The organism is Pseudoalteromonas sp. SG43-4, from assembly GCF_014164325.1.
Taxonomy (GTDB): Bacteria; Pseudomonadota; Gammaproteobacteria; order Enterobacterales; family Alteromonadaceae; genus Pseudoalteromonas; species Pseudoalteromonas distincta.
Map to the genome: position 1 here is coordinate 1 of NZ_JACJFB010000026.1, position 18822 is coordinate 18822.

An 18822-nucleotide genomic window follows, 5' to 3' on the forward strand; every position below is an offset into this window, starting at 1 on the left:
TTCGTTTATTCGTTTATTCGTGATACTTGCGGATCATCGCCATTTTGCGGATGAATACCTTTTACATAGTTTTTATAACGAATAGCAAAGCCTGTATCGTTAAACACAAATGTATGAAGCAGTGTGCTTTTAAACAATGTGTGCGCACCTAAGTAAAAACTTATACCTTTGCGCATCTGCTTTTTACCATCTGGAGTACGTGAGTCATCCGGTTGATACGGAATATGTTGATTGCCAATATCATCGGTTAACAATGCAAGGTAAGCCTCAAGCTCTTTAGCACCTGCGTTAGGTGCTTGTGTGGCGGTCATGGCGTTGTAATAATTCAGTGCAAACAGCTTTAGGTCTAACGGCTCATCGGCACGGGCTGAAAAGCTAAGAAATATAATTTATAGAAAGCTTAGCTTGCACTTCATAACGACTCTTTTTAAAAAAGTATTTTTACTAAAACGACTAAATTTATTAATACATTAATTTTTTAGCGCAGCTTTTCTTGCAAGTTCTTTTATATCTTCATCGATATTGTCATCAAAAGACATTGAATAAATTCTCCAACCTTCTTTCACTTTAAAAAATTGAAATTCAAAACGAATAGGCTGCCTATCGTAGGTTACTAGGTAGGTTACATGAACAAAAAGCTCCCCAACTTTATAATCAGAAACCTTATTAATGAAATTAATTTCACCAACAAGATCATCAAGTGAGGATAGCTGTGTTTTTATCTGTTTTACCTGATCAGGTATCGACGACACATATTTATTACTTGCGTAAATGGAATCAACAGCATCGCTTGTTTTTTCATCAGCGTACAATTCAAAAAATTTATCAACTTCTTCTTGGTAATTGTTAGCACTAACACCCGATGAGAGTAAAAGTAAAGCAGCAAATATAATTTTCATTTTTAACATTCCTTATTGTTTTTAATATAAAAACACACTATTTAAAGTAAATAAAGTTATAAAATACGGCAAATTACATTTTGCTCTTTACTCTATTTGTTGCAACGCTGTTGGCTGGGTCGTCTGGCCAAAAATGTTTAGGGTAGCGGCCTTTCATTTCCTTTTGCACATCGCGGTAACTGCTAGCCCAAAAGTGGGCTAAATCTTGAGTAAGTTGCAATGAACGTTTACCTGGCGATAGCAGCTCCATAAGCAATGGCAATTTACCGTTGGCAAGCATAGGCGTACTGGTCAAGCCGTAAACTTCTTGCATACGCACGCTTAGCTTTGCGGGGCCATCAAGTTGGTATTCTATTTTTATATTTGAGCCACTGGGCACCGTTAAGCGCAAAGGTAACAAAGCTTTTAACGTGGTTTGTTGTTGCCAATCAAAGCAGTTTTGTAATGCTTCAAAGTAGTTAAACTTTTTAAGCTGCGTGAGCGTTTTAATATCTTCTAAAAACACGCCTAGCCACTGCGCTGCATTTTGAATAAGTTGTTGCTCGTTTATTTGCGGGAATTTATCGGGCATTAAATTACTTGCTAGGCTCATACGTATCAGCAATTGTTGCGCATCAGGTTGCTCGTTAAATAATGCAAAACCGTGTTTAGCAAATAAGTTAAGCCACGCTTTAGCACGCTCGCTCTTATCTAGTTTTTGTTTACTAGGCTGGCTGCTGAGCGTTATAGCCCCGAGCTTTACTTCATCTTGGTGAATAAAGCGCGCTGATTTTTCATCAAACTCACAACGAGTAAGTTCACTAAATAAATGCGGTAAAAATTCTTGTAACTCAAATGGGTTAAGCGCGGTGGCTGCAAATATACGCCCACCTTTGTGCCCGCCCATGGTTGCTATAGCTAAGTAATCGTCGTTGTGCCAGTAATCGGCATTTAACTCAGCACCAGCACCATTGGCAAGTAAATAACCATTACCACGTTTTTTAGCGATGCGATCGGGGTATGCCAATGCCACCAGCAAACTTATATAATGCGTATTTAATTCGCTGTTTTCGTCTTTTACTTTTAAGCGGCTTTGCCAATATTTTAACTGTTGTTTAAATACCGGATGCGGACGTTGCTGCTGGCTATGCAGCGCTAAGCTCAACTCGTTTGCACTATTTACTCGGCTCTCAAGTAATGCCACTAAATAAATAGCGAGCCTAAAAATACCAGGGAGTTGGTCATCAAGTATTTGTGCTTTTAATAGCATATGCGCCAAACGAATATCAGCACCAAAACCTAACATTTTACTGCCAAGCGGTGTGAGCTTACCTTTGCTATCAATAGCTTCAAGCATATTAAGCAGGTTACTTGCTTGTTCGCATTGCTGCTCAGTGGGCTTATCAAGTAGGGTTAGCTCATCAATACTGGCTCCCCACTGCTTTGCCTCAAGCATAAGTTGGCTTATGTCTGATGTGAGTATTTCGGGATTGTCGTGGCTATTACGTCGCTCAAAGGTTTGCTTTGAGCCAATTCGATAAACAATGCCCGGCTCTATTCGTCCTGCACGCCCAGCGCGCTGCACAGCAGACGAGCGCGATATACTTTGTGTTGTGAGCTCAGTAACCCCTGTTTTTAAATTAAAGGTCGCTGCACGGCGCTTGCCGCTGTCAATTACAATGCGTATGCCTTCAATAGTTAAACTGGTTTCGGCTACATTGGTGGTAAGCACTACTTTGCGCATGCCGTTTGGTGCAGGAGCAATAGCAGTTTGCTGATTGGCCTTATCCTGCTCGCCAAATAGCGTTGCAACTTGGCAGTTACTGGGTAAATCGCTCAGTGCTTGTTGCACGCGTAGTATTTCAAATTGCCCAGGTAAAAATACCAATGCGCTACCTGTTTGCTCATTAAGTGCTTGTTTTACTATGTTAGGAATTGCATCAAGCCAGCGACTTTCATCTTTTATGGGTATGTATACTTCATCTATTGGATAGCTGCGACCGCTTGATTGAATTACAGGGCAATCAAAAAAAGCTGTATAGCGCTCAGTATCAAGAGTTGCCGACATAAGCATGATGGTTAAATCTTCACGTAGTGCACTTTGGGTCTCGAGCGCAAAGGCAAGTGAGGTATCGGCTGCAATTGAACGCTCATGAAACTCATCAAATATCAGTAAATCAATATCGCTTAATTCGGGATCGTTTTGCAGCATGCGCGTTAGCATGCCTTCGGTGACTATTTCGAGGCGCGTATTAGCGCTTACTTTACTCTCACCTCTAATCCGCAAACCCACACTTTGCCCAACACTCTCGTTTTGGCACTTTGCTAAGTAACTTGCAATATTACGTGCAGCTAAACGGCGAGGCTCTAGCATTACAATACGTTTAAAATGCCCGTCACGCATTAGTTGTAGCGGCAACCACGTAGATTTACCCGCACCAGGCGGTGCTTGTAATAACGTAATAGGATTACTTTGTAATGTAGTAACGAGTTGTTGATATATGTCTTGAACCGGCAGCACAGCTATTTACCCAAAATTGCTTTGTGTGCATTGTAACAAAAACCAAAAATAAACGCGCCGCTAAAGCTATGTGGTTATAAAGGATTTAATTAAGGGTTACATAATCAGAAATAATTACAGACCGCTCTGTACATTTTTTAAGGATGTGCTCAAAAAATTAATTATTACTGCCTCAACAAAAACATAAAACACTGATTATTAATATAAAATAAATATTTAACTTATTGGTATACGCCTTGCTCCTTTTATGCTGAACGTTAATTAAATCTAAGTAAGGAGAAACTTATGAACAGCGATCGTATGAAAGGTAATTGGAACGAACTTAAAGGTAAGGCTCAGCAAAAATGGGGCGATCTTACTGACGACGATTTAGATAAAATTGAAGGTAGCCGTACAGAGCTAGTGGGTAAAATCCAGCAGCAGTATGGTAAATCTAAAGAAGAAGCAGAGCGTGAAGTTGATGAATTTGAAAAAACTCACTAATCGCTAACTTCTAAAAAAACCGCCATTTTGGCGGTTTTTTTGTTTAAGCTGTAGGTTATTTAGTTACGCTTTTAGCTGGTCACCTATTGGTAACTGCCTAATACGCTTTCCGCACGCGGCAAAAATAGCATTACATAATGCTGGCGCATAAACTGGTGTAGATGGCTCGCCTACCCCTGCTGGAGGTGCGTCACTTTGTACAATTTCAACGTCAACTTCAAGTGGTGAGTCGCTCATACGCGGTACGCGATAATCATGAAAGTTACTTTGCTGCACGCGGCCTTTATCAAAGGTAATACCATCGCTGATTGCAGTTGTAATCCCGTAAATAGAACCACCTTGAGTTTGGTTTTTAACGGTGTCAGTGTTTACAACCGTACCCGCATCAATGGCAACCCACGATTTAATTACTTTTAAATCGCCAGCATCCGACACTTCTACTTCAACTACCGTAGCTACGTAAGTTAAAAAGCTTCTGTGTGCTGCTATGCCTAAACCTCGCCCTTTAGGAAGTTCTCGACCCCATTTACTCATGTCAGCTACTTTTTCAATAACATGGCGCAGTCTGCCAATATCTAACGGATAAACCGCTTTATCGCCACCGTAATTATCGTATGTAGCATTTTGCTCTGTTACATCAACAATACGACTCGGACCTATGGTGTCTAGTAAATAGTCTTTTTGGTCGCGACCGGCTTTGTGCGCTGCTTCGCCAATAAATGACTGAATAGCAAAGGCATGAAAAATATTTGATACAGAGCGCATCCAACCAATTCGTGCTTTGGCTTGCGCATCACCGTTTTCTAACTTCATGTTAGGTGTGTTAATTGGGTTATCGGTAAACCCTAAGCGCAGTTCAAAGCTTCCTGGCGTAGTCGCCCCTTCTGAAAAGGTAGACGTAATTGGTGAAAACGCGGTGCGGTGTAAATAAGATTCTATTGCGCCATTTTTATCTAGCGATGCTTCAATGTGCTGAGCCGAAACCGCATGGTAAAAACCATGTTGTATGTCATCTTCACGCGTCCATTGCACACGAATAGGTTTGCCTACTTTCATTGAAAGGTAAGCTGCTTCTGCTGAAAAGTCAGGTTTTGACTTACGCCCAAAGCCGCCTCCTAACATGGTAACGTGAACATTAATTTTGCTCTCATCCATGCCAAGCATTGCCGCCACTGTTTTCATATCGGCTTGTGGATTTTGCGTAGCAGCCCATATATCAACACTATCTTTGTTGTACATAGCTGTTGCACACGGCGGCTCCATTGGTGCTTGAGCAAGATGCGGCGCGTAATAATCAGCTACGAGTTTATTGCTCGATTTAGCCAACACGCCCATGGCATCGCCTTTATCACGTATGTTTGCCTGTGGAGTTTGTACTGTTTTTAGTAATGACTTTTTAAATTCTTCTGAATTGTAATCGCCATTTTTGCCATCATCCCACACGACTTTTAATGCTTTACGCCCTTGCCATGCAGCCCATGTGTTTTTAGCTATAATCGCAATACCGCCTTTTGGCTGAAACTGCGGTGCGCCTTTTGGTGCAGGAATTTCAATAACATCTACAACGCCGTTTATCGCTTTTGTAGCACTGGCATCAAATGTCTTAACAACACCGCCTACTACCGGCGGGCGTTCAATTATAGCCACTAGCGCTTGTGGTTCGCGTACATCGGCTGCAAATATTGCTTTACCTGTTACTAAATCGGCTAAATCTATGTGCGCCATGCCAGTATTAATGTAGCGCCATTCTTTGCGTGTTTTAAGTGTTAGTTTGTCAGCTTCTGGTGGCGTTATTGTAAGCGCTAAGTCGATTAAATCTTTATAAGTAAGCGATTTACCTGAGCTGTGTGTAACAACGTGTTGATTGGCTGTACAGGTCTGCGGGTCAACTTTCCAATACTTAGCGGCAGCGTGCTGCATCATGTAACGCACACTTGCGCCCATTTCACGCAGGCGCTTCATGTTGTAGCGAATACTGCGCGAGCCATCGGTATTTTGATCGCCGTATTTAGGGTCGCCCTTACCCTGAATAACAATAACCTTATCCCACGCGGCTTCCATTTCATCGGCAACTATTTGTGCAATCGCGGTGCGAATTTGCTGACCCATTTCAGAGCGATGGCAGGTTATTTCAACCATGCCGTCTGGGCGCAGTGCAATAAATAAGTTTGCGCGTTTTGCTTGCTCAGATGGCTGCTCTAATACACCCGCAAATGCTCTTGGCGCACTGCCTACAAAATAAGTACCAAGTACCAATGCACCTATTGCGCTAGTTTTTAAAAACTTACGGCGGTTTAAATCAAAGTATTTGTTATCTTGGTTCATACTTCTTCCCCTTGTTCATTTGGGTCAAAATATTGAACACTCGCCATTGTTTTAGCAGCTGATTTAATTGCTTTATGAATACGCGGGTATGTACCACAACGGCAAATATTTCCCGACATATTACTTACTATTTCATCGTCAGTTGGGGTTGGGTTTGCTGCTAATAAACTCGCAGCTTGCATCATTTGGCCGCACTGGCAAAAACCACACTGCGGTACTTTATGCTCAACCCATGCTTGTTGCACTGGATGGTCGCCCTGCTCGCTTAGCCCTTCAATTGTCGTAATTGAACGCCCTGCTGCTGCCGCTACAGGTAATACACACGAGCGCTGAGCTACCCCATCAATATGCACGGTACACGCACCGCACTGAGCCATACCACAGCCAAATTTAGGCCCTGTTAAATTCAATTCATCTCGGAGATACCATAATACTGGCGTTGACGGATCGCCAGAAAACTCATGTTTATTACCATTAATGGTAAGCGTGATCATACTAAACTCCTTGGCAAAGCGCTTTACAGGACGACTCCCTACAGCGCGTGGACGGTTTTAATTTACTTACTACTTTTTAGCCTACCACTTAGAACTATTTTATTAAAATACTAATTACTAGAACGTTTGGTACTAAAAAACATTACTCATTATTAAGTAAGTTGCTAATACTAAATTAAATAGCGCTTATAACATCTTCAGATAAAACCCGTTGTTCGTCTTTGTAAACTTCAAGCCAGCCTGGCGGTGATGTATCACAACCAATAATGGTTACTTGTAACACATAACTGTAACGTCCATTTTTAAACGTATAGTGATGATTCCCGCCACTACCCTCAAAGGTAATATCACCGTTTAATAAAATCATGTCGGGCTTTTCGCTAATTTTTTTATCAATACTCCATACAGCATAACGGTAATTCCCATCGTCTAGATCATCAACGCGAATATGGTAGTTAGCCGTTTTCCAATTGAGTATTGGTTTTTTAAAAGTATTAACACTTGAATGCAGAGATTGCTTATCGTGTTCAATTAATCGTTCAGCAAATGCTTGCTCTTTAACATTTTGAGTATTTACAGTTATAATTTTGCCGTCTGTATCTACCCACAAAACACCGTTATATAGCATAATACCGCGCCAACCTACTTTCTCCCAATCAGTATTAATGTTTGAACTGGCAATAACGGCAACAAGTTCATCGTCAAACACTTCATCAAAGCGTTTAATAAACTCAGCTTCATTTTTAATGTCAGGCAATGGATATTGCCTTTTTAGAGGGTAGCGAATATGCGCAGCAATCGCAGTTTTATCCTGCGTTTTAAAAGCAGCAATAACAGGTAAAACACTCTCGTGATATTTCTGCTCAAGCGCAAATGTGTTCGATGTGAAAAGTAGGAATAGGCAAAGCAATATGTAATTTAGATACTTCATGAATAGTCCTTTATATAAAGTAATAGAATAGATTTATAAAGAGATTAAATGTATTAGGATTTTAGGCAAAGTATATCTAGTAACCTAAAAGAATAAATAATTATTAATTTAAATCAATGGAATACGCATGTAATCCCACTTAAAGCTTAGCCTTTACTATTTTTTAAAAAGGCAGCAAATTCGTGAGGCGAACTATCATAAAATAGACGTATTATATTTTCTGTTTCATCTTCATTTTTATCTATAAAGATTTTAAAGGTGCTACGCTTAAAGAAGGGCCCTAGAAAGCGCCTTCGGATGGAAACACTGGTAGAAATACACCATAATTTTTTTTCTAAGCAACTTATTTGCAATGAAGCCTCATTACCCCCTAAAGCTTGAAAAAATAAAATTTTCATGGCAGATTCTGAATTTTTATTCTCCCAAATAAAATCTTTGAAAAAGGTTATAGCTTCACTAATGTTTGGTTGTAATGGAACATCCTGCTCCGCTTCCTCATCATAATACCCACAAAAAATATTTTCCATTAGATATTTTTTCCTTTTAAGTTATAAATTTTCCGCTTAAAGAAGCTAAAAATCACATTAAATAAACCTTATAAACTATACAGTTTATTAATAAATATATAGATTATTAATCCGCATATAAACGAAGCCAGTACATTTGAATAAATTCGAACGTTATAGCTTTTCATAAAGCGCTCTTTCATTAAAGTTATTGGGATCAAAACTAAGCACAAATAAGCAAACCAAGAAGATACAAATATATCTGCTAATTTAGATTGCATTAAGGGAGCGCTATTGCCATATTTTGCGTTACTTATCGCCTCAAAACTCTCACGATCGAATGCTATTGCAGCTATACCAAATAAAAAAATTATATGAGTAAATAATAAAGCTAAATTTAGCGCTCTTTTTAACAAGCTGATTTCATGAGTTTTAATAATACGCGATCCATGCATTTTAGCTTCCTGTTCCTAAAAATTGATTTGAAAGGCTAATTTGACTTGTTTTGCATCAAAGTGCAAAAATAGTTTCATTAGTATAAAAATAATAAAAGCGATAATGCAAAGTCAGATAACATTATTTCAAATAAAAAAATGCACTCTTTATTTTATTTTTGCTTTAACCATAGCCTCACCTTTTACGGCATAGGTTGAAGTATCGTCAGTAATTGAAGCATTAAACAACAACGCCCTCATTTTTAAAGAACACAGCTTTAGCCCTAATTTAATTTTGCACGTTCCTATTTTTGAAACATCAACAGGCTTACTCTGGCTAAAAATTAAGAACACTGAAATTAGCCCAAGCCTATTGAATAAGTGGTTCAAACTGTGTGGAATAACTTTATTAGTTATGGTTGTTACCATACCCGTTTACACTAAAATTATTGAAAATAATATTGAGAGTGAAGGTTATAGTATTTGTAATTGGTATGGCCGAGGCTCAATTGGTTCGCCTGATATTTAGGTAAGCTCCCAAAGCTATTGCATTAAAGAAGGCTTTAAAGTCAGAGTGGAGCTAGTAGATTGGTTAAAACAAAAAAACGAGCCGCATAGGCTCGTTCTTGTTTTACTGATAGCTGACAGCTAAAAACTGACCGCTTCGCTATTTAACCTTTTCGCTTTTATTCCGGCTCATACCCCAAGTTAGGCGATAGCCAACGTTCAGCTTCTTCAAGCGTCATATTGGTTCGCTTAGCGTAGTCTTCTACCTGATCCTTTTGCACAGCGGCTACTGCGTAGTATTTAGCCTCAGGGTGTGAGAAGTACCAACCCGAAACAGCAGCACCTGGCCACATGGCATACGAGCTAGTTAGCTGCATACCAATGCGCTTTTCTGTATCGAGCAACTGCCAAATTTTCTTTTTCTCGGTGTGCTCTGGGCACGCTGGGTAACCTGGCGCAGGGCGAATACCTTGGTAGTTTTCGCGTATTAGCTCATCGTTTGCTAGGTTTTCGTCTGGTGCAAAACCCCAATACTCTTTACGTACTTTTTCATGTAAGTATTCTGCAAACGCTTCGGCGAGCCTATCGGCAACGGCTTTAACCATTATTTTGTTGTAGTCGTCTTGCTGTGCGTCAAACGCATTTGCTAAGTCGTCTTCTTCTAGGCCGCCCGTTACTGCAAACGCGCCAAAGTAATCAGGCGTGCCTTTGGGTGCTATGTAGTCGGCTAGGCAATAATTAGCAAAGTCGGTTTTTTCGGTTTGCTGGCGTAAATGGCACGAAGTAGTTAATACTTCTTTGCGTGTTTCGTCGGTGTATATTTCTATGTCGTCCCCAACGCGGTTAGCCGGGAATAAACCAATTACACCAAGTGGTTGCAAACTGCCTGCTTTTTCAAGGTCGTCTAACATATCGTTAGCGTCTTTAAATAAGCTTTGCGCTTGCTCGCCTACGACTTCATCGTCCATTATGCGCGGGTATTTACCGGCAATTGACCACGTCATAAAGTATGGCGTCCAATCTATGTATTTACGCAAAGTCGCGATTGATACATTTTTAAACTCGGTCACGCCCAGCTTTTTAGGCACTGGTGGTGTGTAGTTATCCCAATCAAGCTTTGCTGCGTTATCGCGTGCGCGCTGGATAGTAACAGGCTTAGAGCGTGGTTTTTTACGCGCTTGTTGCTCGCGTACTTTTACATATTCAGCTTTAGTTTTAGCTAAAAAGTCAGGTTTAATGTCTTTTGATAATAAGTTTGAAACCACACCAACTGCACGGCTTGCGTTATTTACATACACAACGCCTTTGTCATATTGCGGCTCAATTTTTACTGCGGTGTGCGCTTTAGAGGTAGTTGCACCACCAATGAGTAGCGGCAGTTCAAAACCACGGCGTTTCATTTCTTTTGCTACGTGTACCATTTCGTCAAGCGATGGGGTAATTAAGCCCGATAAACCAATAATATCGGCTTTTTCGTCGATGGCGGTTTGCAGTATTTTATCGGCAGGTACCATTACGCCTAAATCAATAACTTCATAGTTATTACATTGCAGTACCACGCCTACAATGTTTTTACCTATGTCGTGTACGTCGCCTTTTACGGTCGCCATCACTATTTTACCATTGGTTGAACCTTCTTCTTTTTCGGCTTCAATAAATGGGTCTAGGTAGGCTACGGCTCGTTTCATTACGCGCGCCGATTTAACCACTTGTGGTAAAAACATTTTACCTGCGCCAAATAAATCACCTACCACGTTCATGCCATCCATTAACGGCCCTTCAATTACGTGAATAGGTTTATCGGCAGCAGCGCGGCACTCTTCGGTATCTTCATCTATAAAGGTAGTAATGCCTTTTACAAGCGCGTGCTCAAGGCGTTTTTCTACAGGCCATGTGCGCCATTCTAAATCTTCTACTCGCTCGGCTTGTGCCATACCAGAGTATTTTGGTGCAAGCTCTACTAAACGCTCGCCTGCACCTGGGTCTGTGTTAAGTATTACGTCTTCAACGGCTTTACGAAGCTCTTCTGGGATGTCGTCGTAAACGGCGAGTTGCCCTGCATTTACAATGCCCATATCCATACCCGCTTTTATGGCGTGGTATAAAAATACCGAGTGAATAGCTTCACGTACTGGGTTATTACCCCTAAATGAAAACGATACATTTGACACCCCGCCCGACACTTTGCAGTGCGGTAAGTTTTGTTTAATGCGGCGTGTGCCTTCAATAAATTCTACTGCGTAGTTGTCGTGCTCTTCTATACCGGTGGCTACGGCAAATATATTAGGGTCGAATATAATATCTTCTGGTGGAAAACCAATGTCTTCTACTAATATTTTGTAGCTGCGGGCACATATTTCATATTTGCGGTCTGCTGTATCAGCTTGCCCGTCAGTATCAAACGCCATTACAACGGCAGCTGCACCAAAACGTTTTATTATTTTAGCTTGGCGAATAAACGGCTCTTCGCCCTCTTTTAGCGATATAGAGTTAACAATGGCCTTACCTTGAATACACTTTAAGCCTGCTTCTATTACTTCCCATTTAGAGGAGTCGACCATAATGGGTACGCGTGAAATATCAGGCTCTGAGGCTATTAAGTTTAAAAACTTAACCATAGCGGCTTTTGAGTCCAACATGGCTTCGTCCATGTTTATATCAATAACCTGTGCGCCATTTTCTACTTGTTCGCGGGCCACTGTTAGCGCAGCTTCAAAGTCTTCTTCCATGATTAAACGTTTAAACATGGCAGAACCGGTTACATTGGTACGTTCGCCGACATTAGTAAATACTGCTATTTGTTGGGTCATGTTGGCTCCTTAATTTAAGTTACAGGCTTCAAGGCCTGATAAACGCATGCGTACTTCAAGCTCTGGCAGTTGGCGTGGTTTAACGCCTGCTAAACCTTTTGCAAAAGCACGAATATGCGCAGGCGTGGTGCCACAACATCCACCTACTATATTAATAAAGCCCGATTTACCCCAATCGATAATTTCGGCTGCCATTTCAGGCGCTTCTAAGTCGTATTCACCAAACTCATTAGGCAAGCCCGCATTAGGGTGTACCGATGTAAAGGTTTCGCACACGCGCGAAAGCTCTTCTACATATTGGCGCAGTAAATCAGGGCCAAGCGCGCAGTTTAAACCAATCGAAATAGGCTTAATATGGCGAATAGAGTTATAAAATGCTTCGGTTGTTTGCCCAGAAAGCGTACGGCCAGAAGCGTCGGTAATAGTGCCCGAGATCATAACTGGTAATGTGCGCCCTGCTTGCTCAAAGGCTTCTTCTACACCAAACGAGGCGGCTTTTGCATTAAGCGTGTCGAATATAGTTTCGATTAGTATTAAATCGGCGCCGCCTTCCATTAATGCAAGGGTAGACTCTACATACGCAGTAACTAGCTTATCAAAAGTAACGTTTCGGTAACCCGGATCGTTTACGTCTGGCGAAATTGAACACGTTTTAGATGTCGGCCCTAAAACACCGGCTACATAGCGCGGTTTTTCTGGCGTTTTAGCCGTAAATTCATCGCAAATTGCGCGTGCTAATTTAGCCGACTCTAGGTTTATTTCACGGCTTAGGTTTGCCATGTCGTAATCTTCCATCGAAATAGTGGTCGAGTTAAACGTGTTGGTTTCGATAATATCGGCGCCCGCTGATAAAAAACCACGATGAATATCAGTGATTAAGTCGGGCTTGGTTAGGCTTAATAAATCGTTATTACCTTTAATTAATACATGCCAGTCTTTAAAACGCTCTCCGCGATAGTCTTCTTCTTCTAGCTTATGATCTTGGATCATGGTGCCCATTGCGCCATCTAAAATTAAAATGCGTTCTTTTAATGCGGCACTTATTTCGGCTTGCTTATTATTTGTAGGCGCGTTATTCGGCATAGTTGTTAGTCCTCACGTCTTGGCTAACTAAATTAATATCATACGGTGTGGTTTGGTACACGTAGTAATTTAACCAGTTCGAAAAAAGTAAAAAAGCATGGCTTTGCCACGTTTTTGAAGGTTGTTTGGTTGCATCGTCATCCGGAAAGTAATTTTCGGGCTTTGGTGCATTAGGGCTTTTTTTACAATCGCGCTCGTATTCTGCTTTTAGCGAGTCGGCGTCGTACTCTGGGTGGCCGGTTATAAACACTTGGCTACCCGATTTATTTTTAAGTAAGTAAGCCCCTACTCGCTCAGAACCTGCCAGTACAACGAGTTCTTCACAGGCGTTTATTTTATTTATATCAATATGGCCGTAGCGTGAGTGAGGTACCAAAAAGGTATCGTCGAATCCGCGAGTCAGTGCACCGTGATCAAAATAACACTGGTGAGTAAATACGCCACACAGTTTATCGTCTTTTAAATCGCGTTTTAAATTGTAACGGTGATATAACGCTGCATGCGCTGCCCAACAAGAAAATAACGTAGAGGTAACGTGTTGCTCAGCCCAATCAATAATGACCTTTAGCTCATCCCAATACGCTACATCGTCGTATTCTAAATGGGCAAGTGGCGCACCGGTTACTATTAATGCATCGTAATTGTTGTCTTTAACCTCAGAAAAATAACGGTAGAAGGTATCAAGGTGCTCTTCTGAGTTGCTGCTACTGCGGTGAGTGTCGAGGCGCAGTAGTTCTACGTTTACTTGCAAAGGTGAGTTGGCAAGTAAGCGAATAAACTGAACTTCGGTTTCTACTTTATTAGGCATTAAGTTTAAAATAGCCAAACGCATTGGGCGTATTTCTTGCGTTTTTGCACGACTTTTTGGCATTACAAATACGTTTTCTTGACGTAAACGTGCAATTGCCGGCAACTCGTCTTTTACTGTAATTGGCATACTTTACTCCTGCTCATAAAAACCGAGGCTTAATTATGAACTGAAAGTAAAAAATATCAACCTCTAGATGTATAGATGTCCAAATGAAATTTATTCATGATTTTTTTAAGATTTACTAAAAGTTATAGATGAGAGGGAATGCATTTATATTGAAGTACTTTGTTTTAGTGAATTGAAATAGCGCTACTAAAATCAGTAGCGCTATTATAATTAAAAACGATAATTTACAGATAAATTAAGAGCGTAAATATCGCCTTCATTTGTATCAAAATATTGGTATTCAGCACTTACTTGCCAGCGTTGAGTTAGCCTAAAGTCAATGCCGGTTCCGTACGTTACGCCGCCTTCATCGTAGTTTTGCTCAGTTATTAGCGTAGAATTTGTATCTGTACCAGTTATTGATTCTGCAAGGTTTTTTAAGTCGCCTTCATTGTAACTTAATTTATTTCTACCATAGCCACCAAATAAAAACACATCAGCTCGAGATGAAATTGGATAATTAGCTTTTACAAATATACTTGTTTGCAAATCAAGGCTTGAATCGATTTCGCTCTTAATGAATTCTGAACTCAGCGAACCGTCCTGTGGGTTCTGAGTGTAAACAATTCCGTTTAGAGGCGTTGACTCATCATTTAACCCAAAACCTATACGCCCTTCTAATGCAAAGTAACGCGAAAACTGATATCCAAACCGGCCGTAAAGCGTTGTAAACTGTATGCTATCACTCTCGTATACATCAATTTGCGTAGACCCTATCCCTATTCCTTGGTAATAACCATTTACGTGGAGTATGTCTGCTTGGCTCGAAAATGAGTATAAACCTAAAAGTAATGCCCCTAACCTTGTAACTATTTTCATGTTCATTCCTTTAAACCTTTGTAATATTTAATAATGTGATGTTTAACAACAAACTAAGTGTGGCCTGCCTATATAACTTGCTTATACTTTACAGCTTGTAAATATACTGTACCACTTTTGTTAAAAATGAAATGTATTTGAACAATATAAAACAATAGATTACAGAATTTTACACAATAGAAATCCTGTAATAGTAGTGTTTTTAACGAGCAATCAAAACAAAGTACCGCTTAGGTAAGTGTATTGTTCTATACAGCATTCGTTGACTGTTTCACCCGTCAGCCACTACAATACAACATTGAAATTTTTATTATTATTTGAAGGCTTTCCTCCATGGTTTTACCTGATAAATTTATATTCTCGATGAGTCGAGTATCTAAGGTTGTGCCACCTAAGCGCACTATCTTAAAAGATATTTCGTTGCACTTTTTTCCTGGCGCTAAAATTGGTGTGCTTGGTTTAAACGGTTCTGGTAAATCTACGTTACTGCGTATTATGGCCGGTGTTGACCAAGATTTTGAAGGTGATGCACATCCTCAGCCTGGTACTAAAATTGGTTATTTACCGCAAGAACCTGTTTTAGACGAAAGTAAAACAGTACGTGAAACTGTTGAAGAAGCTGTTGGCGAAGTTAAACATGCACTTAAACGTCTTGACGAAGTGTATAACGAATACGCCATGGAAGACGCTGACTTTGACGCACTTGCAAAAGAGCAAGGCGAGCTTGAAGCTGTTATTCAGGCGCACGATGGTCATAACATCGACAACGTTTTAGAACGCGCAGCTGATGCACTTCGCCTGCCAGAGTGGGATGCTAAAATTGAGCACCTTTCAGGTGGTGAGCGTCGCCGTGTTGCTATATGTCGATTATTACTTGAAAAACCAGACATGCTTATCCTTGATGAACCTACTAACCACTTGGATGCTGAGTCGGTTGCATGGTTAGAGCGCTTCTTACACGATTACGAAGGCACTGTTGTGGCTGTAACGCATGACCGTTACTTCCTTGATAATGTAGCTGGCTGGATATTAGAGCTTGACCGTGGTGAAGGTATTCCATGGGAAGGTAACTACTCTTCTTGGCTTGAACAAAAAGATGCGCGCTTACAGCAAGAACAAAAATCTGAAAAAGCACGTCAAAAATCAATTGCGCAAGAACTTGAATGGGTTCGTTCAAACCCTAAAGGTCGTCAAGCTAAGTCAAAAGCACGTATGGCTCAGTTTACTGAAATGCAGCAGTCTGATTACCAAAAACGTAACGAAACTAACGAGATGTTTATCCCACCTGGTCCGCGTTTAGGTGACCAAGTACTTGAAGTAACTAATCTTCGTAAGAGTTTTGGCGATCGAGTTTTAATTGATGACTTAAGCTTTAGCATGCCAAAAGGTGCCATTGTGGGCATTATTGGCGCGAATGGCGCGGGTAAATCAACGCTGTTTAAAATGATAAGCGGTGAGCAAACGCAAGACAGCGGTAACATCAGCGTTGGCGAAACAGTACACCTAGCTACTGTTGATCAGTTCCGCGACGGTATGGACGAAAGCAAAACTGTTTTCCAAGAAATATCAGACGGACAAGACGTACTGAAAATTGGTAACTTTGAGTTCCCAAGCCGAGCATATGTAAGTCGCTTTAACTTTAAAGGTAACGATCAGCAAAAGTTTGTTAAAGACCTATCAGGTGGTGAGCGTAACCGTTTACACCTTGCTAAGTTATTAAAAGCTGGCGGCAATGTGTTACTACTCGATGAGCCAACCAATGACTTGGACGTTGAAACACTACGTGCACTGGAGAACGCTATTTTAGAGTTCCCAGGTTGTGTAATGTGTATCTCGCATGACCGTTGGTTCCTTGACCGTATCGCTACTCATATTTTAGATTACCGTGATGAAGGTCAAATTAACTTCTTTGATGGTAACTACACTGAATATGAAGAGTGGCTTAAAAAGACCCTAGGCGCTGAGGCAACTCAACCTAAACGTATTAAGTACAAAAAAATTGGCTAAAAATATTGGTTAATTTTATGTTTGTATAACTTAAGCCCTGCACTTTGCAGGGCTTTTTTATGTCACCAGCATTACAGGAGCACATCTTGCTAGCATGTAGAGAATTACCCGCTATGCTTAATTTATTATAAAAACAGTAAGGCTAAATTAGGTTATGCAAAATCGTCGACAGTTTTCTCGTGTGCTATTTTCAACTAACGCTCTGTTATGTTTTGATAGCCAACAGTATCCGTGTAAATTACTCGATCTATCGTTACATGGCGCGTTGGTTACTAATTGTGATGCATTTATTGGCAGCCACAATACGCAAGCAATACTGCGTTTTACATTACCTCAAAGCGATATAGAAATAAAAATGGAAGTAGTGATTTGCCATATTGAAGCCGATCATATTGGTTTAAAATGCCATCACATTGATATAGACAGTATTACTTATTTAAAGCGTTTAATAGAGCTAAACTTAGCCGATGATGAGCTACTGCATCGCGAATTAGCGTCACTTATTAATGACTCACAATAGACTCATTCTCTTAAGTTGATTACCATAGCGCAAACTTTATAAAGCTTGTAAATATGCGCTTAAATCCTCATTTGCCTTTGATATACCATCCTAACTACTCGTTTAGCTTTGATCCTAAGCATCGCTTTGTAATGAGTAAATTTGCACATTTATATCAACATGTTGCAGAGCTTGGTTTAATCGGCAGTAACCTAGTTGAGCCAATTTTAGGCACGCCAGAGCCGCTTGAGCTTGTGCATTGCGATAATTATATCCAAGATTTATGGCACAACCGCTTAGATGAAAAAGCCATGCGTCGCATTGGTCTACCTTGGTCAAAAGAGCTTATGGCACGTACATTTACAGCCCCTCAAGGAACGCTACAGACAGCCCGCTTAGCACTTAAACACGGTATAGCATGTCATCTTGCTGGTGGTACACATCACGCACATAATGACTTTGGTTCAGGTTTTTGTATGGTTAACGATTTGGCCTTTACCACGCAAACTTTAATTAAATCGGGTGAGGTAACTAACGTACTTATTTTTGATTTAGACGTGCACCAAGGTGATGGCACAGCTGCAATGTTACAGCATCAACCCTATGCGTATACTTGCTCTATCCATTGTGAAAAAAACTTCCCCTTTAGAAAGTCCGCTAGCGATTTAGACATTGGCTTGGCAAATAATATGAAGGACGACGAATACCTTGCCATAGTTAACGAAACACTAAGTTATTTACTTAAAGAGCTAAACCCAAGCTTAGTACTTTACGATGCTGGCGTTGATATTTGGCAAGGTGATGGCTTGGGTAAGTTAGATATTAGCTGGGATGGCATAGCTAAACGTGACCATTTAGTGCTAAAACGCTGCCTTGAACACAATACACCTGTAGCTACTGTGATAGGTGGAGGTTACGATAGAGATCACCTACGCCTCGCTAAACGCCACGCTATTGTTGTTGAACAAGCTGCTGGCTTTTAGTTTGAAATGAAAATGTTAAATTATCGTTCTTGTTTAATATGTAAAATAAAAAAGAGCATATTATGAAACAGCTATTTATTACCATCACGCTAATTTTATTAAGCTTTACAGCTTACGCACAAGATACAAGCTCAGAAGCAACATATCCTAAATTGCCAACATTAAATTTACAAATGGCTGATGGGTCGCCACTCAATACTCAAGATTTATTAGGTCAACCTTACGTTTTACACTTTTGGGCAACATGGTGTCCGTACTGTAAAAAGCTGCAGCCAGCACTTCAAAAAATTGATGATATGGGATTAAAAGTTATTGCCGTGAGCTTTGAAGAAGATGACGATGCTACTCCCGCTAAAGCACTTAGCGAAAGAGGTTATACTTTTAAAACAGCTGTAAAAGCCGATGCAATAGCACAGCAATTAGGTATACGAGGCACACCTACTACATTATTTGTAAATAAAGAAGGCAATGTAATTTGGCTGACTAATACGTCAAACCCAGAAGATCCAAATCTTCATTTAAATGCACGAACATTGTTGCACTCCATAGACATGGCAACTGAGTAA

Annotated in this window: 17 protein-coding genes; 5 read left to right on the forward strand and 12 right to left on the reverse strand. The window is 40.5% G+C overall.

Features of this window, described 5'->3' with window-relative positions; genetic code table 11:
• Positions 1-5 precede the first annotated feature (5 nt).
• The 3 genes from H5160_RS18380 to hrpB all read right to left on the reverse strand — a co-directional run bounded on the left by H5160_RS18380 (position 6) and on the right by hrpB (position 3399).
• Positions 6-311 carry a hypothetical protein gene (locus tag H5160_RS18380; RefSeq protein ID WP_259417293.1) on the reverse strand — a complete coding sequence of 102 codons (306 nt, stop codon included), beginning with the start codon at positions 309-311 and terminating at the stop codon, positions 6-8.
• Between the two features lie 159 nt (positions 312-470).
• Positions 471-899 carry a hypothetical protein gene (locus H5160_RS18385; RefSeq protein WP_170072028.1) on the reverse strand — a complete coding sequence of 143 codons (429 nt, stop codon included), beginning with the start codon at positions 897-899 and terminating at the stop codon, positions 471-473.
• A gap of 73 nt (positions 900-972) precedes the next feature.
• The gene (hrpB, locus tag H5160_RS18390) at positions 973-3399 is read right to left on the reverse strand and encodes an ATP-dependent helicase HrpB (RefSeq protein WP_182738293.1); all 2427 of its coding nucleotides are present in this window, start codon (positions 3397-3399) and stop codon (positions 973-975) included.
• 285 nt (positions 3400-3684) lie between these two features.
• On the opposite strand from hrpB, the gene H5160_RS18395 reads away from it, so the two are divergent.
• Complete coding sequence (locus H5160_RS18395) at positions 3685-3882, forward strand: CsbD family protein (RefSeq protein ID WP_002958133.1); 198 nt, start codon at positions 3685-3687, stop codon at positions 3880-3882.
• 63 nt (positions 3883-3945) lie between these two features.
• On the opposite strand, the gene H5160_RS18400 is transcribed toward H5160_RS18395, so the two are convergent.
• The 9 genes from H5160_RS18400 to H5160_RS18440 form a co-directional block, all read right to left on the reverse strand.
• A complete protein-coding gene (locus tag H5160_RS18400; protein WP_182738295.1) occupies positions 3946-6207 on the reverse strand; it encodes a xanthine dehydrogenase family protein molybdopterin-binding subunit in 2262 nt (753 codons plus the stop codon).
• The gene (locus H5160_RS18405) at positions 6204-6701 is read right to left on the reverse strand and encodes a (2Fe-2S)-binding protein (protein ID WP_007376163.1); all 498 of its coding nucleotides are present in this window, start codon (positions 6699-6701) and stop codon (positions 6204-6206) included. Before H5160_RS18405 ends, H5160_RS18400 begins: the two co-directional genes overlap by 4 nt.
• 175 nt (positions 6702-6876) lie before the next feature.
• Positions 6877-7632 (reverse strand): hypothetical protein, encoded by a 756-nt coding sequence (locus H5160_RS18410; RefSeq protein ID WP_182738297.1) that lies wholly within the window; start codon positions 7630-7632, stop codon positions 6877-6879.
• 146 nt (positions 7633-7778) lie between these two features.
• On the reverse strand, positions 7779-8159 hold the full coding sequence (locus H5160_RS18415) for a hypothetical protein (RefSeq protein ID WP_182738299.1): 381 nt from the start codon (positions 8157-8159) through the stop codon (positions 7779-7781).
• 68 nt (positions 8160-8227) lie between these two features.
• On the reverse strand, positions 8228-8593 hold the full coding sequence (locus H5160_RS18420; protein ID WP_182738301.1) for a hypothetical protein: 366 nt from the start codon (positions 8591-8593) through the stop codon (positions 8228-8230).
• Between the two features lie 665 nt (positions 8594-9258).
• Positions 9259-11889: a methionine synthase gene (gene metH / locus H5160_RS18425; RefSeq protein ID WP_182738303.1), complete on the reverse strand. Its 2631-nt coding sequence runs from the start codon at positions 11887-11889 to the stop codon at positions 9259-9261.
• Positions 11890-11898: 9 nt separating this feature from the next.
• Entirely contained in the window at positions 11899-12972 is a 1074-nt protein-coding gene (locus H5160_RS18430; RefSeq protein WP_024605362.1) for a homocysteine S-methyltransferase family protein, read from the reverse strand.
• The gene (metA, locus tag H5160_RS18435; RefSeq protein WP_002958117.1) at positions 12962-13909 is read right to left on the reverse strand and encodes a homoserine O-succinyltransferase; all 948 of its coding nucleotides are present in this window, start codon (positions 13907-13909) and stop codon (positions 12962-12964) included. Before metA ends, H5160_RS18430 begins: the two co-directional genes overlap by 11 nt.
• A 210-nt stretch (positions 13910-14119) precedes the next feature.
• On the reverse strand, positions 14120-14767 hold the full coding sequence (locus H5160_RS18440) for a porin family protein (protein WP_024596549.1): 648 nt from the start codon (positions 14765-14767) through the stop codon (positions 14120-14122).
• 333 nt (positions 14768-15100) lie between these two features.
• Between H5160_RS18440 and ettA the strand changes: the two genes are divergently transcribed.
• From ettA to H5160_RS18460, 4 genes are all read left to right on the forward strand, one after another.
• Positions 15101-16774 carry an energy-dependent translational throttle protein EttA gene (gene ettA, locus H5160_RS18445; protein WP_024596550.1) on the forward strand — a complete coding sequence of 558 codons (1674 nt, stop codon included), beginning with the start codon at positions 15101-15103 and terminating at the stop codon, positions 16772-16774.
• Between the two features lie 154 nt (positions 16775-16928).
• Positions 16929-17294, forward strand: coding sequence for a PilZ domain-containing protein (locus H5160_RS18450; protein ID WP_002958114.1), 366 nt, complete (start codon positions 16929-16931; stop codon positions 17292-17294).
• A 53-nt stretch (positions 17295-17347) separates the two neighbouring features.
• Positions 17348-18256, forward strand: coding sequence for a histone deacetylase (locus tag H5160_RS18455; RefSeq protein ID WP_182738304.1), 909 nt, complete (start codon positions 17348-17350; stop codon positions 18254-18256).
• Positions 18257-18318: 62 nt separating this feature from the next.
• Positions 18319-18822 carry a TlpA disulfide reductase family protein gene (locus H5160_RS18460; RefSeq protein WP_024596552.1) on the forward strand — a complete coding sequence of 168 codons (504 nt, stop codon included), beginning with the start codon at positions 18319-18321 and terminating at the stop codon, positions 18820-18822.